14 protein-coding genes are annotated in these 15,633 nt (G+C 64.8%); 10 read left to right on the top strand and 4 right to left on the bottom strand.

Going from position 1 to position 15,633, the window contains the following annotated elements; translation table 11 throughout:
- The first annotated feature begins 84 nt into the window (after positions 1-84).
- The 3 genes from EB835_RS14655 (at position 85) to EB835_RS14645 (ending at position 2,725) form a co-directional block, all read left to right on the top strand.
- Complete coding sequence (locus EB835_RS14655; protein ID WP_135810192.1) at positions 85-831, top strand: SDR family NAD(P)-dependent oxidoreductase; 747 nt, start codon at positions 85-87, stop codon at positions 829-831.
- Positions 828-1,592, top strand: coding sequence for an SDR family NAD(P)-dependent oxidoreductase (locus EB835_RS14650; RefSeq protein WP_135810191.1), 765 nt, complete (start codon positions 828-830; stop codon positions 1,590-1,592). Before EB835_RS14655 ends, EB835_RS14650 begins: the two co-directional genes overlap by 4 nt.
- 74 nt (positions 1,593-1,666) lie before the next feature.
- Positions 1,667-2,725 (top strand): proline racemase family protein, encoded by a 1,059-nt coding sequence (locus tag EB835_RS14645; protein WP_135810190.1) that lies wholly within the window; start codon positions 1,667-1,669, stop codon positions 2,723-2,725.
- Between the two features lie 103 nt (positions 2,726-2,828).
- Here the strand turns inward: EB835_RS14645 and EB835_RS14640 are convergent, their stop codons facing one another.
- From EB835_RS14640 to EB835_RS14630, 3 genes are read right to left on the bottom strand one after another with little or no spacing between them, the layout of a single operon-like run.
- Positions 2,829-3,632 (bottom strand): amino acid ABC transporter ATP-binding protein, encoded by an 804-nt coding sequence (locus EB835_RS14640; protein ID WP_135810189.1) that lies wholly within the window; start codon positions 3,630-3,632, stop codon positions 2,829-2,831.
- Positions 3,629-4,360, bottom strand: a complete 732-nt coding sequence (locus tag EB835_RS14635; protein ID WP_135810188.1) for an amino acid ABC transporter permease — start codon at positions 4,358-4,360, stop codon at positions 3,629-3,631. The genes EB835_RS14640 and EB835_RS14635 overlap by 4 nt, the downstream gene beginning before the upstream one ends.
- A gap of 25 nt (positions 4,361-4,385) precedes the next feature.
- On the bottom strand, positions 4,386-5,228 hold the full coding sequence (locus tag EB835_RS14630) for a substrate-binding periplasmic protein (protein ID WP_135810187.1): 843 nt from the start codon (positions 5,226-5,228) through the stop codon (positions 4,386-4,388).
- Positions 5,229-5,481: 253 nt separating this feature from the next.
- Between EB835_RS14630 and EB835_RS14625 the strand changes: the two genes are divergently transcribed.
- The 3 genes from EB835_RS14625 (at position 5,482) to EB835_RS14615 (ending at position 8,907) form a co-directional block, all read left to right on the top strand.
- Positions 5,482-6,519, top strand: a complete 1,038-nt coding sequence (locus EB835_RS14625; protein ID WP_135810186.1) for an Ldh family oxidoreductase — start codon at positions 5,482-5,484, stop codon at positions 6,517-6,519.
- A 415-nt stretch (positions 6,520-6,934) separates the two neighbouring features.
- Positions 6,935-7,378, top strand: a complete 444-nt coding sequence (locus tag EB835_RS14620; RefSeq protein WP_135810185.1) for a universal stress protein — start codon at positions 6,935-6,937, stop codon at positions 7,376-7,378.
- Entirely contained in the window at positions 7,378-8,907 is a 1,530-nt protein-coding gene (locus EB835_RS14615; protein WP_135810184.1) for an alanine/glycine:cation symporter family protein, read from the top strand. The genes EB835_RS14620 and EB835_RS14615 overlap by 1 nt, the downstream gene beginning before the upstream one ends.
- On the opposite strand, the gene EB835_RS14610 is transcribed toward EB835_RS14615, so the two are convergent.
- Positions 8,904-10,562, bottom strand: coding sequence for a PucR family transcriptional regulator (locus EB835_RS14610; protein WP_135810183.1), 1,659 nt, complete (start codon positions 10,560-10,562; stop codon positions 8,904-8,906). The two genes, EB835_RS14615 and EB835_RS14610, sit on opposite strands and share 4 nt — an antisense overlap.
- Before the next feature lie 113 nt (positions 10,563-10,675).
- On the opposite strand from EB835_RS14610, the gene EB835_RS14605 reads away from it, so the two are divergent.
- The 4 genes from EB835_RS14605 (at position 10,676) to EB835_RS14590 (ending at position 15,601) form a co-directional block, all read left to right on the top strand.
- On the top strand, positions 10,676-12,178 hold the full coding sequence (locus EB835_RS14605) for a CoA-acylating methylmalonate-semialdehyde dehydrogenase (RefSeq protein ID WP_135810182.1): 1,503 nt from the start codon (positions 10,676-10,678) through the stop codon (positions 12,176-12,178).
- Between the two features lie 73 nt (positions 12,179-12,251).
- Positions 12,252-13,667: an aspartate aminotransferase family protein gene (locus tag EB835_RS14600; RefSeq protein ID WP_135810181.1), complete on the top strand. Its 1,416-nt coding sequence runs from the start codon at positions 12,252-12,254 to the stop codon at positions 13,665-13,667.
- Positions 13,668-13,988: 321 nt separating this feature from the next.
- On the top strand, positions 13,989-15,371 hold the full coding sequence (locus tag EB835_RS14595; RefSeq protein ID WP_135810180.1) for an inorganic phosphate transporter: 1,383 nt from the start codon (positions 13,989-13,991) through the stop codon (positions 15,369-15,371).
- Positions 15,368-15,601: a hypothetical protein gene (locus EB835_RS14590; RefSeq protein ID WP_135810179.1), complete on the top strand. Its 234-nt coding sequence runs from the start codon at positions 15,368-15,370 to the stop codon at positions 15,599-15,601. The genes EB835_RS14595 and EB835_RS14590 overlap by 4 nt, the downstream gene beginning before the upstream one ends.
- Positions 15,602-15,633 lie beyond the last annotated feature (32 nt).

Here is a 15,633-nt window from a genome sequence, read left to right as displayed (position 1 = left end):
CCAGCCACCGACGGAGGGCAAGCGTCGTAATACGTCGGCACCGTCACATGTGACTAAGAGACAGTCCGAGAAGGGACCGCACACATGGAACTGCGTTCACGCACCATCATCGTCACCGGGGCTGCCGGCGGCATCGGCACGTCCATCGTCGCCGCCTGTGCCCGCCAGGGCGCGAGGGTGGCCGCCGTCGACCGCGTCACACCGACCATCCCGACAGGTGAGGGCATTCCCGCCGAGGCGGTCACCCCGTTCGTCGCGGACCTGTCCGAAGCTTCCGGCTGTGCTCAGCTCATCGCCGAAGTGACCGATCGCCTCGGTGCGGTCGACGGACTCGTCAACTGTGCGGGGGTGATGCGCCGAGGCGACCTGCTCGAGATCGACGAGGACGACTGGGCGGCCACTTACGCTGTCAACGTCGACGCCGTCATGCGGCTGTGCCGAGAGGCGCTGCCGTCACTCATGAATTCCGAATCCGCCGCGATCGTCAACATCGCCTCGCAGTGGGGACTCGAGCCGGCCGACGGACACATCGCCTATAACAGTTCGAAGGCCGCAGTCATCTCCCTCACTCGCAGCCTGGCTAGAGACCTCGGTGATCGTGGGGTGCGCGCGAACTCGATCTGTCCCGGTGAGATCCTCACTCCGATGCTCCAGCAGAAGCTCGATGACAACGGCATCGCCGAATCCGAGCTCGCCGCCAACATCCCGTTGGGCCGCCTCGGCCGTCCCGCCGAGGTTGCCGAACTCACCACCTTCCTGCTCAGCGACCGCGCCTCGTTCATCTCTGGTGCCGCGGTCGAGATCGCCGGAGCTCAGCAGGTGGGTTCATGACTGCGCAGGCCCCACAGTCGGCGCTTCCGCTGGACGGCAAACGCATTCTCGTCACTGGGGCGTCGAAGGGAATCGGGGCCGCGATCGCCCGAACTCTCCACCGCGAGGGCGCCCGTGTTGCGATCCACTTCAATTCCGATGCCACCGGCGCCGAGGCGCTCGCCGCCGAACTCGGCGAACGCGCGGTCACTGTCCACGCTGACCTTTCGACACCCGGATCCGCGGCACGGGCCTGGGGCGAGGCGCGTGAGGCGCTGGGTAGCCTCGACACGTTGGTGAACAATGCCGGGGCCTGGCTGGCCTCGCCCGTCGAAGACGCCGGGGCCTGGTCGGCGGGGTGGGAGGCGAATCTGCAGCTCAACCTCGTCTCCGCGGCCGACCTCTGTCGCGAGGCCCTCGTCGACTTCCCTGCGCTCGGCGGGGGAGCGATCATCAACATCACGAGCCGATCGGCACACCGCGGCGACGACGCCGACCACCTCGCATATGGGGCGGCCAAGGCCGGACTGCTCAGCCTCACGAAGGGGATCGCTCGCGGCTATGGCAATCTCGGGGTGCTCGCCTATGCCATCGCCCCGGGCTGGGTCGACACGGGTTTGGCCGCCGGAGCCGTCTCCAAAGCGGTGCTCGCGGGTCTGCCGCTGCGTGAGGTCACACCGCCGGAGGACGTCGCCGAACTCGTCGCCTTCCTCGCCTCTGGCCGGTCCCGGCACCTCACCGGCTCGACTATCGACATCACGGGCGCGGACTACGTGCGCTGAACCAGCGACCGCGTCGGTGACCGCACCGATCCCGGTGCAACCCACCATCGGATGACTACTGCGAAGGAGCAGACATGGACTGGAACCCGAATCTGGAGATCGTCGACGCTCACGCCGAGGGCGAGATCGGCCGGGTGGTCGTCGGCGGAGTCGGCGAGGTGCCGGGCGAGACGATGTTCGAGAAGAAGATCTGGCTCGAGCAGAACCGGGATGAGATCCGCCAGTTTCTCCTCTTCGAGCCGCGCGGAGCCGTCTGGCACAACGCGAACATCATCCTCGAATCGAACGATCCCAGAGCCGCGATGGGATACGTCATCCTCGAATCCACGGAGTACCCCGCAATGTCGGGATCGAACACGATCTGTGTCGCCACCGTCCTCCTCGAACGCGGGATCGTCCCCATGCAGGAGCCTGTCACGGACCTCACCCTCGAATCCGCGGCTGGGCTCATCACCGTCCGCTGTACGTGCAGGGCCGGGAAGGTCTTGAACGTCCGATTCGTCAATCAGCCCGCCTTCGTCTACCACCGCGACGCGATCATCGAGATCGAGGGCTTCGGCAGTAAGCGGATCGACGTGGCTTGGGGCGGTATGGCCTATGCGATGGCCGAAGCCGCGGATTTCGATGTCGACATCGAGCCCTCGTCGGCACGGGAGATCTGCGAGCTGGGGGAGAGGATCAAGGCGGCAGCCGTCGAGCAGCTTCCTGTCTCTTTCCCCGGGAACCCGCAGATGCCGGGCATCACGAACTTCGAACTCATGGGGCCGGTCGAGAGGAAGGACGGAATCGTCACCGCGGCGAACACCGTCGTCGTCTCTCCGGGCCGCTGCGACCGCTCACCCTGCGGAACAGGATCCTCGGCACGGATGGCTCTCATGCACGCCCGAGGTGAACTGGCCGTGGGAGAGACATTCGTCCACCGCTCGATCACGGGCAGCACCTTCACCTGTGAGATCGAGGGACTGTCGTCGGTCGGCGATTTCGATGCCGTCATCCCCGCCGTCGCCGGCAGGGCCTGGGTCTACGGGTACACGCAGGCGGTTCTCGATCCGACCGACCCGTATCCCGCAGGTCACGTCCTCTCCGATACCTGGTTCGACTCCGAGAATCTGAGAATCGAGTCGGGACGATGACGTACTGATCCGAACAGCAACAGGGGCCGGAGCTCAATTTCTTGAGCTCCGGCCCCCGTCGTTCGAGGTGTCGCGGGCGGGGAGCCCACGGTGCCGCGAACGCTCAGAACCGCACGGCCTCGACGAACTTCTTCAGCTCGGGATCGTTCGTGTGGTTGAACGCCTCATCGGGGGTGGCATTGACAGCGATCTCACCCTCGTGGAAGAACACCACCCTGTCCGCAGCCTTCGATGCGAAGGCCATGTCGTGGGTGACGAGAGCGACGGCGATGCCCTCCTCTTCCTTGAGGCGCCGGAGGACATCGAGAACCTCGGCGGCGACCGGAGGATCGAGCGCCGAGGTGATCTCGTCACAGAGCAGCAGCTTCGGCTGCATCATCAGGGCCCGGGCGATCGCCACACGCTGGCGCTCGCCTCCCGAGAGCTGGAGGGGTTTGGACCGGAGATGATCGGACATCCCCACCTCGGCGAGGGCCTTCTCAGCCCTTTCGAGGGCCTCGCCTTCTGACATCCCCCGGCGTTTGCGCGGGGCGAGGGTGAGGTTCTTGAGAACGTCCATGTGAGGCCAGAGGGTGTAGGTCTGGAAGATCATGCCGACGTGCGAGTCGACCTGCTTCCAGGCCGGGGTCCGCTTCTGCTCTTCGAAGACGACCTCACCGTCGAAGACCATCTCCCCGTCATCGGGATCAGTGAGTCCGGCGATCGCCCGCAGCAGCGTGGACTTGCCCGAACCCGACCGCCCGATGATGACAGTGATGTCACCGGCACGCATGTCGAAGTCGATGCTCTTCATCACCTCGCGTTCGCCGAAGCTCTTGCGCAGGCCGCGGCACGAGACGAGGACATCGCCGATGTTCGCGGAGATCGCCCGACCCGAGCTCGGATGGGCGGCAGCCGAATCGCTCATGGCTTCACCTTGACCTTTCCGCCGGGCATCATCTGCACGGCCAATCCCTTCTTCTTCCTCACACTGGATCCCACCATGAGGTTGCGCTCGATCTTGCTCAGTATCAGCGAGGCCGGGAACGCGATGACGAAGTACATCAGCGCGGCCACCGTGAGGATCTCGAGTGCCCGGTAGGACTCTGTCGAGATCTTGTTCGCAGTGAACATGAGGTCGGCCACCGCGATCGTCGACACCAGTGCAGTGTCCTTGAACAGCGAGATATTGAGCGAGAGGATGACCGGCAGCTGCTGCTTCATCGCCTGTGGCACGATGATGTAGCGGATCTGCTGGAACCGAGTCAGTCGCAGCATCTTCCCCGCCTCGACCTGTTCAGGCGGCACCGCTTGGAACCCACTCCGATAAGCTTCGGCCATGAAGGCCGTGAGGTTGAGCGTGAGTGCGATGATGGCGGAGATCGTGCCCGGAATCGTGATCCCCGTCAGCGTCGGTAAGGCGTAGTAGACCCAGAAGAGCTGAACGAGGAGCGGCGTGCAGCGGAAGATCTCAATGTAGATCTGTGCCAACCAGCGCACGACTTCGATGTTCGACATCCGCAGGAACGCAACCGGGATCGCCAAGATCATGCTCAGGGCGATGACGATGACCGCGATCTCGAGGGTGAGCACCAGTCCATCGAGCAGCCTCGGGAAATTGCTGGTGACTACGGACCAATCGAATTGATAGTTCATGATGACTCCTTGTCACCTGTCATGGTCACTTCATCTCGAGATCGCCGAGATCCTTGGGATCGACGACACCGGCTTCGTCGAGAGCTGCCTGGAAGGAACCGTCGTTCTTTGCATTCTGGATCGCGATATTGATGACCTGCAGTGATCGTTCGTCGATATCGGGATTGACTCCATAGTTCGAGTCGGACTTGAAGATGACCGGATCGGGACGGACGATCTTCAGGGACTTGTTCTTCTGGGCAGCATCAGCAAGTGTGGGCAGATCGCCGAAGGCGGCGACTGCGCGACCTGCTTCCATAGCCGTGATCGACTGCGGGATCGCTTCGGCGTTGACGATGTCGACGTCGAAGTCTTGGATTCGGCGTTCGTATGAAGTGCCGCTGGCCACGGCGATGCCTTTGCCTGAGTCGATGATGTCGTCGGTGGATTTGAGCCCGGAGTCTGATTTGACGATCCATACTCCCTCATAGGTGTAGACGGGATCGGTGAACTGGATCGCCTGTGAACGTTCGGACGTGGCATCGAGGTAGGCGCCGACGTCGAAGCGATCGGCTTGGAGGCCGGAGACCATCTTCGACCATTCGGCAGCCACCGGGGTGAACTCCACGCCCATTTCGTCGGCGAGGTTCTGCAGTGGGAGGACATTGGGACCTCCCATTTTTCCGTCCTCCTGCTCACCGGTCATCGGGGGCGCCGAGGCGATGCCGACTCGAAGTTCTCCCTGGTCCTTGATCTTCTGGATCCATGCTCCGTTCTCTGTGCCTCCGGCCCCTGAACCGGATCGGAAGCCGGCGCCGAAATAGCCGCCGGCCAGCGCCAGGACTATGACCCCGACGATGGCGATGATGATCTGACTTGTTTTGGACATCGTTGTCTCTCTTCGTCATGCCCCGACTCCGTCGTCGAATCGGGGGCTGGGAACATCGACGGGACTCCGGCCGAGGCGCGGAGCGACACAGTCGAACCGTCAAGTGTCATACAATCGACCATATAGTGTCTCTTCGTGATTTGCGACACCTATGGGATAATTCGACGCAGAACAGTTATCAATTCCGGCGACAATGAAGCTCGGAATTTATGTTGTATGACAAAGCAGTATCGACAAGCGAGGACGGGTTCGCATGGTTCACGAGCACAATGACGAGGCGGCGGAGCTGGGGGCTGCTGGTGCTGATCGCATCTCCTTCGACGACCTTGTGGCTGCGATCGAATCGAAGCTCGTCGGTGCCGGGGCCTCCCCGGCGGTCGCGGCGGTGTTGGCGACCAACTGTGCGACCTGCGAACGGGACGGCACACTGAGCCACGGAGTCTTCCGGGTCGCCGGCTATCTCGATTCGCTGAACCGCGGATGGGCCGACGGTGCCGCCGAGGCGAGCGTCGACATCGTCGGGGCATCCTTCCTTCGCATCGACGGGCGCAACGGTTTCGCGCAGCCGGCCCTGGCTGGCGCACGAGCGCAGATCGACGAGACGCTCGCCGATACCGGAGTCGCGGTCATCGCCCTGCGCAACAGCCATCACTTCTCCGCCCTGTGGCCTGATTTGGAGGCTTTCGCCCGACGTGGGTATGTGGCATTGGGGATGATCGCCAGCGGCAAGCTCGCCGTCGTCCCCGAAGGGGCGACCCGGCCGGTCTTCAGCACGAATCCGTTCGGCTTCGCCACTCCCATGGCCGAGGCGGACCCGATCGTCTTCGACTTCTCGACGTCGTCGATGTCTCACGGCGACCTGCAGCTGCTTCGGGCTGAGGGCCGGGAAGTTCCAGTCGGCACTGGAGTCGATTCGACTGGAGCGGACACTACCGACCCGAACGCCATCCTCGACGGCGGCGGCATCCGTCCTATCGGTGGCCACAAGGGCGCCCTGCTCTCGTTCATGATCGAAACACTCGCTGCCGGTCTCACCGGTGGCGCTTTCACCTACGAGATCGACGCCGAAGCGCCCGAAGGTGCTCACACCTTCCGCACCGGTCAGCTTTTCGTCGTCATCGACCCCGAGCGCGGCGGCAACGACGCCTACTCGGGTCGGGTGCGCGCATTCGTCGATATGCTCCGCGACGTGGGAATGGATCGTCAGCCCGGCGATCGCCGCTACGCCAACCGCGCCGAGGCGGCCGAGCGGGGAATTCCCGTCACCGACACCATCCGCGCTCTTGTTTGACTGACCGGACGAGCGCCGCTCCGGCGGCGGATCTCCGCTGCCTCATGGACGGTCTGCTTCTGCGACGGGTTGCCGCTTAGGCGCACGGCCCTTCGTCTTTGTCGTGTCGCCCTCCGCTGCGATGGAGGGTGATTTATTGTGTGACAAAAATGTCTGTCACGCGTCTCCTTCATGTGTTCGCCTTCGATTCTCATTTCTCCCTGAGCTGCGACCTGTTGCACTCTACTTACCTGCATTGACCTGCTTCTTGGTGAATGACGTGTGATCACTGGGTGATCTCTCAGAGTTCCGGATACTCGAGGTGCACCTCTTCACGTTTCTGAATTGTATGACAAACTGTGATGCAGTTCATTGACCTGAGCCTCCGACCGGTTGGCTCCGGAATCTGCCCTCGACGAAGAGACAGGAAGTGATCATGGAATCTGTGCTGGTTGGCGTCGACCACAGTGAGGATTCGGCAAGAGCCGCCCGGTTCGCCATCGAGCGGGCAGCGGTGCACGGCGGGCGAGTCGCCATCGCCCATGTCGTCTACTGGTCGAAGTTCGCCTTTCCGACCACGGTGGAGAACGAGGCTCGGCCTGCAGCCGTCACCCGGGAACGGGAGCGTGCGAAAGCCGAGACCCTCGACCCGATCGCTGAATGGGCGAACGCTGAAGGCCACCTCGAAACGGTGGAACTCGTCACGAAGGTCCTCCACGGGCGTCCCTCCGAGGTGCTCTCGGACCTCGCGGAGACAGGTGACTACGACATGGTCGTCGTTGCCCGAACCGGTGAGTCGCACCTGCGCAATGCGATCTTCGGGTCCACCGTCGATCGTCTCGTCAGGCACGCCTCCATTCCCGTGGTGGTGGTTCCCTGATGTCTGCTCACCTGGATCTGCTGACCGCGTCCACAACAGCCGCGGCACCCGCCACTGGTATCGACGGGGCCCTCGAGAGGTATTTCGGTCCTTTCGCCGAGGCGGTCGAAGCGGTCGTGTTCTTCCCCCTGCCGCTCTTCGGTACCGAAATCCCGATCATCGTGCTCTGGCTCGTCGCCCTCGGCGTGTTCTTCACTCTGTGGCTGAAATTCCTCAACGTCCGTGGGATGAAGCACGCCTATGATCTCGTCCGCGGCCGATACACGAGTCCGGATGCCGTGGGTGAGGTGAGCCATTTCCAAGCACTGGCCACCGCGCTGTCATCGACGGTGGGACTGGGCAACATTGCCGGTGTCGCCGTTGCCATCAGCCTCGGTGGTCCTGGTGCCGCGTTCTGGCTCATCGTCGCCGGGTTCTTCGCGATGTCGACGAAGATGGCCGAATGCTTCCTCGCGGTGAAGTATCGGCGAGTCCATGCCGACGGTACGACCTCGGGCGGTCCGATGTACTATCTGCGCGACGGGCTGGCAGAGATCGGCAATGCGAGGCTTGGGAAGATCCTCGCCGCTCTGTGGGCGTTTTTCATGATGATCGCAGCGATCGGCACGAACGCCTTCCAGTCGAACCAGGCGGTCGCGCAGCTCGTCGAGGTCTCCGGCACCGGAGCGTTCGGATCCTGGCTCTCGGACAACCGCTGGCTGCTCGGCGTCATTCTCGCGGTCATCACCGGGTTCGTCATCATCGGCGGCATCCAATCACTGGCCAAGGTCACCGGTGTGCTCGTGCCGGCCATGGCGGTCATCTACATCGTCGGCTGCCTGATCGTCCTCGGTGCCAATGCCGCTGCGATCCCGCAGGCGCTGATCGAGATCGTCACCAGCGCCTTCAACCCGCAGGGTGTGGCCGGCGGAGTCATCGGAGCCCTCATCGTCGGGTTCCAGCGAGCGGCCTACTCGAACTCGGCCGGGGTCGGCGATGCTCCCATCGCGCACTCCACTGTACGGACGAACCGACCGCAGACCGAAGGATTCGTCGCCTCGCTCGAACCCTTCGTCGATACCGTCATCGTGTGCACGATGACCTCGCTCGTCGTCGTCATCACCGGGGTCTGGCGCGACGCCGACCCCGACACAGTCAACGGCGTGACCCTGACCTCGCGATCCTTCGCCACTGTCGCGGACTGGTTTCCCTATGTTCTGGCCATCGCCGTCGTCCTCTTCGCCTTCTCTACGGTGCTGTCGAACACCTTCTACGGTATGAAGGGCTTCGGCTACCTTTTCGGAGACCGGAAATCGGCAGAGAATGTCTACAAGGTGATCTTCCTCTGCTTCACGGTCATCGGGGCCTCCGTCTCACTGGGGCCGATCATCGTCTTCACCGATTCGGTCTTCTTTCTGCCGGCCATCTGCAATGGCATCGGTCTCTATCTGTTGGCGAAGATGATCCGCGGCGACTTCCGCGACTACTGGCAGAAGCTTCATGCCGGTGAGTTTGAGCGCGTCGACGTCAAGGCGCTCTCGCGGGGCTAGGCGCTCATCCGCCACCACAGCAGCGCCACGTGCAGTGCCGTGCGTGATTCCGCATCATCGAGGGAGACGCCGAGGCGGCTCTGCAGCTTCGCGATGCGCGCATAGAGCGCGGGCCGGGACAGAAAGCCGGCCCGCGCCATTGCGGACTTGTTCCCGCCATGGGCGAGGAAGAGCTCGAGGAATTCGAGCAGCTCCGCGTCATTGGGGTCCTCACTCTCGAGCAGCGGGCCCAGCTCGCCCTCGGCGAAGGTGCGCAGACGGGAGTCTTCGGCCAGCAGCGACAGCAGTCCCCGGAGCCGAACATCGGAGGACCGGTAGAACGCTCGTTCACGCACATCGAGAGTCGAGGCCACCTCGGCGACCTGGGAGGCGGCCTCGAGCCTGGACGCAGCGGTGAGCAGGGAAGCGCTGGTTCGTCCGACGCCGACGACCCAGCTGGCGGCGTAGTCGGCCGCCTCCGTCAGCAGGTCGGTCAGGAGTTCTTCCGGGTTCTTACGTCGACGAGCCGAGGCGGCGCTCGTAGGCGCGAGGACGAAACCGAAGACCCCCGACTGGAGACTCGTCGTCAGTGCACACATCCCCAACCGCGTCGCCGCAGCGACGATCTCCTGCGTCAGCCCCCGCTCCTGGAGTTGGATCCGCGTCGGCTCGGTCTCGGCATCCCGGTCGAGCCGGACGACGACGGGCACGAGCTCCGCGCCATCGACAGGGGCAAAACCGAGGGAGCGGGCACGCGCCCTCGCTGTCCCCTCATCGATGACCTCGGAGTCCGCGATCTCCCTGATCAGACCGCTCTGCGCCTGCAGAAGCAGATCCTGCTCGTCGCGGTCGGCCATGCGGGTCAGTGTCAGGGCCTCACCGGCACGCTCGATGATCTGATCGAGGGCGACAACAGCCTCGGCGGGACCCGGGACGACGAGGCGGCCCCACCGTCGGGCACGCAGACCCACCGGCGTCTGCCGCCACCGCCCGATCTCCTCGGCCCCGGGCGCCCGCTGTGCGCCTGAGACGAGATCCGTCCAGTTCTGCGTCAGCGTCCCCGATCCGGGGCCGGCGTGCGCGAGGACTCGGTGGGCGACATCCTCGAGGACAACCGGAACCCCGAGCAGATCGGCCGTGCGATCGACGATCGTCTGCGCCCCTGCCCGCTCGAGGCTCAGCCGTGTGAAGGTCTCATGGATCTCCTGAGCCCGCTCGAGACGCGAAAGCTGCTGAGCGAGGAGCCGGCGATGAGCGAGTTCGGTGATCCTCACGAACTTCACCCGCCGCCTGAGCAGGATGACGGGAAGCGAGCGGCCAGCCGCCGCCTCTCGGAGCACCGCAGCCGCGCCGTGGTCCGGTTGCGAGTCCTCATCGACGAGTTCGACGATGGTGCCGGCCGCCCCCGCGCGCTCGAGCTGATCGAGGAACTCACTCATCGCCGCCTCGGAGCGACGGAAGGTCGTCGCCGTGGTGAGCACGAGCTCCCCGCCTTCGAGGAAGCGCTCGACCTGGGCAGAGTCGGCGATGTGGACCCAGCGGATGCGGCGGTGCAGATCTGCCTCACCCGCGACTACCTCGGGCCCGCCGTCGCGGATCTCATCGTGTTCGAGCAGACCTGCGATGTTCAGCCCGACAGAAGCCGTCGACTCGGTCGAGGAGAGTGTGCTGTCCATTGACACAGTGTAAAGCCGACAGCTCCAAGACTGACAGTCTGTCCCTGTTGCGAAACGGTGTGAGGCCGGAAGATGGACACAACCGCACCATCACCGAAGCAGAAGGACATCGCATGACCACCTTGACCGCTCTGACCACCCTCAACCACTGGATCAACGGAGAGTCCGTCGCCGCGGACACGGACACCCGCCTCGGCGACATCACGAACCCCGCCACCGGCGTCGTCAGCGGCCAGGTGGCACTCGGATCAAAGGCGACCGTGGAATCCGCGATCGCTGCCGCCGCCGAGGCATTCCCGGCCTGGCGCGACACCTCGCTGTCCCGCCGCACCGCGATCCTCTTCAACTTCCGTGAGCTGCTCAACGCCCGCAAGCAGGAACTCGCCGAGATCATCACCGCCGAACACGGCAAGGTCGTCTCCGACGCCCTCGGTGAGGTCGCCCGCGGTCTCGAGGTCGTCGAATTCGCGTGCGGCATCGCCGGAGCGCTCAAGGGCGGTCACACGGAGAACGCCTCGACGAACGTCGACGTCCACTCCCTGCGCCAGCCCCTCGGCGTCTCCGCGATCATCTCGCCCTTCAACTTCCCGGCCATGGTCCCGCTGTGGTTCTTCCCGGTCGCGATCGCCGCCGGCAATACCGTCGTGCTCAAGCCCTCGGAGAAGGACCCCTCGGCCGCGAACTGGATGGCCGAGCTGTGGAAGGAAGCCGGACTGCCCGACGGCGTCTTCAACGTCGTCCACGGTGACAAGGAAGCCGTCGACACGATCCTTGAGAGCCCCGAGGTCGCCTCGGTGTCCTTCGTCGGATCGACCCCGATCGCGAAGTACGTCTATGAGAACGGCACCGCCGCCGGCAAGCGCGTCCAGGCGCTCGGCGGAGCGAAGAACCACATGCTCGTCCTGCCCGATGCGGACCTCGACCTCGCCGCCGACGCTGCCGTCAACGCCGGCTACGGTGCCGCAGGCGAACGCTGCATGGCGATCTCCGTCGTCGTGGCCGTCGAATCGATCGCCGACGAACTCGTGGCCAAGATCGCCGAACGGACCCGGACGCTGCGCATCGGCGACGGCACCACCGAACCGGATATGGGGCCGCTGGTCACCGCCGCCCACCGCGACAAGGTCGCAGGCTACATCGATGCCGGCGCCGAGGCGGGGGCCACGGTTGTCCTCGACGGCCGCGACCACGACCACGAGCAGGGCTTCTTCCTCAACCCGACCCTGTTCGACGATGTCACCACCGACATGTCGATCTACACCGACGAGATCTTCGGACCCGTGCTCGCCGTCGTCCGCGTCCCCGGCTACGACGAAGGCCTCGACCTCATCAACGCCAACCCCTACGGCAACGGCACCGCGATCTTCACAAACGACGGAGGAGCGGCCCGACGGTACGAGAACGAGGTCGAAGTCGGCATGGTCGGCATCAACGTGCCGATCCCCGTCCCCGTGGGCTACTACTCCTTCGGCGGCTGGAAGAACTCGCTCTTCGGCGACACCCACGGCTACGGCGAAGAAGGCGTCCACTTCTTCACCCGCGGCAAGGTCGTGACCTCACGCTGGCTCGACCCCAGCCACGGCGGACTCAACCTCGGATTCCCCACCAACGACTGACGCAGAACCACCTCGGCGACCGAACCGCGACCCCACCCGCGCGAGCTCGCCCACTGACGAAAGCAGGACCGACATGACCACCATTGACACCACCACCGAGGTGACCGCACCCCAAGCGGCCCCCGCACAGTCCCAGCCGCGGATCGGCGAGGACCGCCTGGCCGAAGGCCGGCGCGCGTACGAACTCGATCGCGCGCATGTCTTCCATTCCTGGCAGGCACAGGGGCCGTTCGACCCGATGACGATCGTCGACGCGGCCGGCCCCTACATCTGGGACGGGGAGGGTCGGAAGCTTCTCGACATGTCCTCGCAGCTGGTGAACACGAACATCGGCCACCAGCACCCGACGGTCGTGGCAGCGATCCAGGAGCAGGCCGGGAAGCTGTGCACGATCGCTCCGCAGCACGTCAACGACGCCCGCTCGGAGGCCGCGCGGCTCATCGCCGAACGCACCCCGGGCGACCTCGACCACGTGTTCTTCACGAACGGCGGCGCCGACGCCAATGAACACGCGATCCGCATGGCACGGCTGCACACAGGACGGACGAAAGTGCTCTCGGCCTACCGCAGCTACCACGGCGGCACCCAGCTGGCCGTCAACGTCACGGGTGATCCGCGCAGGTTCGCCAATGACTACTCGGCCGAGGGCATCGTCCACTTCATGCCCGCCTACCAGTACCGCTCCTACTTCAACTCGACCTCCGAGGCCGAGGAGACGCAGCGGGCGCTGGCCCACCTCGAGGACATGATCACCCTCGAGGGGCCGGGCAACATCGCTGCCCTCATCATGGAGACCGTCCCCGGAACCGCGGGGATCTACGCCCCTCCGGCCGGCTACCTCGAAGGCGTGCGTGAACTCACCGCCAAGTATGGGATCGTCTTCATCGCCGACGAGGTGATGGCCGGCTTCGGGCGCACCGGCCGCTGGTTCGCCGTCGACCGCTGGGGTGTCACCCCTGACCTCATCACCTTCGCGAAGGGCGTGAACTCCGGGTACGTCCCACTCGGCGGAGTCGCGATCTCGGGCGAGATCTTCGAGACCTTCCGCGAGCGCGCCTACCCGGGCGGACTGACCTACTCGGGCCACCCGCTGGCCTCCGCGGCAGCGGTCGCGACGATCAACGCGATGGAGACTGAAGGCATGGTCGACAACGCCGAGCGCCTCGGCGCGGAGATCATCGGCCCGGCCCTGCGCGACATGGCGCAGCGTCACCCCTCCATCGGCGATGTGCGCGGAATGGGCTGCTTCTGGGCCGTCGAACTCGTGAAGAACCGGGAGACGAAGGAGCCGCTGGCGGCCTACGGCGGCAGCTCGCCGGAGATGAACGAGGTCATCGCCGCGCTCAAGGCCGAAGACGTGCTGCCGTTCGCGAACTTCAACCGCATCCACGTCGTGCCGCCGCTCAACACTCCGGATGACGACGTGCGGTTCGGTCTCGCCGCCCTGGACCGGGCACTCGACGTCGCGGATCGGTACGTCACGGAGTAGATTCGGAGCGCGCGAAGGCAGCGTCACCTCGGTAAGGGGAGGCCGCGGATTCCGCAGCGAAGATGGGAGAGTCGGCGGTCGCCTCGGCGAGGGGATCGCAGTATTCGGGCCCCGTTCGGAATGTGAGTGCTATTGCACTCTCAGCCGGGCGGGGCCTGTTTGCGCACGTCAAAAGTGAACAAAAGGTGAATGAGGTGGAGTAGGGTCGAATTGCGGGTGAAGAGCAGTTGAATCTGTGGGTAGACTTCTGCGGGATAGTGATGGCTGGCCGTCAGCTGCATCATCCACGGTCCGAATAGTGTCTACACCCAAGGTCGATTAGTGGAAATCATCTTCGTCGTCGTGCTCGTCATCGCACTGGCACTGTTCTTCGACTTCACCAATGGCTTTCACGATACGGCCAATGCCATGGCCACCCCGATCGCGACCGGGGCCATCAAACCGAAGACCGCGGTCACGCTCGCCGCGATCCTCAACCTCGTCGGTGCCTTCCTCTCCACCGAGGTGGCCAAGACCATCTCGGGCGGCATCATCAAGGAAGGCGGCGGGGGAGTCCAGATCACTCCCGACTTCATCCTCGCCGGCCTCATCGGCGCCATCATCTGGAACATGGCGACGTGGCGCTTCGGCCTCCCGTCCTCATCGTCCCACGCGCTCTTCGGCGGCCTCATCGGCGCGGCTATCGTCGGTGCCGGACTCAACTCCGTCGACTACGGAGTGTTCCTGTCCAAGGTCGTCCTCCCGGCTCTGGCGGCACCGGTGATCGCCGGTTTCAGCGCCTACCTGTGCACCCGCATCGCCTATGCGATCACTCGCCGCAACGAAGAAGGCAAGACCGCTCGCCGCGCACCGTTCAAATACGGACAGATCTTCTCATCCTCGCTGGTCGCGCTCGCCCACGGCACGAACGACGCACAGAAGACGATGGGCGTCATCACCCTCGTGCTCGTCTCCGCGAACCTGCAGGAGCACGGGACCGGTCCGCACATCTGGGTCATCACGGCATGTGCCCTGGCGATCGCACTGGGCACCTACGTCGGCGGTTGGCGCATCATCGACACCCTCGGCACGAAGCTGACGACGGTCAAGGCCGCACAGGGGCTGTCGGCAGAGACGTCGACGGCCGCGGCCATCCTCGCTTCCTCCCACCTCGGCTTCGCACTGTCGACGACGCAGGTGGCCTCCGGTTCGGTGCTCGGTTCGGGCCTGGGCCGCAAGGGCGCCGACGTCCAGTGGTCGACGGCCGGTCGGATCGCCTCGGGCTGGCTGCTGACGATTCCCGCCGCAGCCATCGTCGGTGCGATTGCTGCCGGCATCGCCCACCTGGGCACGATCGGCGTCATCGTCGACACGGTCGTCGCCGTCATCGTGGTGCTGTGGATCTACCTCAGCTCCCGCCGGGTCGAGGATACCGACATCTCGAACTTCGACACCGTCGGCGAAGCCGTCAACATCCGCGGTCGCAAGCGCAAACTGCGCAAGGACCGCAACCGCAAGCGAGCTCAGGCAAAGCGGGAAGCTCGCTACGAGGCCTGGGATGAGAAGCGCGCGGCCAAGGAGAAGCGCCGCGCCCACCGCGACGCGAAGAAGAACGGGGCCGTGCCGGCCGAGGCGACGAAGACCGGATCGTCTTCGTCCGGAGCCGACGCGGGCCGGGCAGATGCAGGCCGGGCAGATTCGAACGATAAGGGAGACGCGAAATGATCGAGTGGAGCTCGTTCGCCATTGTGGCAGCCGCGACATGGGTCTCGGCCGTCATCGTCATCACTCTGTTCTCCCTTGCTGTACGGATGCGCGCCACGCATCTCGACCGGATCGACGAGGGCCGCAGCGGTTCAGCGCTGCCCGTCGCCTATTGGACGGTCTTCGGAATCTGCGGAGCAGTCGTGCTGCTCGGCGTCTACCTCATCGTCCCCGCCCTGCACGGAGCCTGATCTCGCTCTGTAGCGCGGTGGCCTGGTTGCTG

The sequence above is a fragment of the Brevibacterium sp. S22 genome, assembly GCF_004745485.1.
In the GTDB taxonomy this organism is placed as follows: Bacteria; Actinomycetota; Actinomycetes; order Actinomycetales; family Brevibacteriaceae; genus Brevibacterium.
The sequence above is the reverse complement of the archived record's forward strand: the minus strand, read 5'-3'. Positions and strand labels throughout refer to the sequence as shown.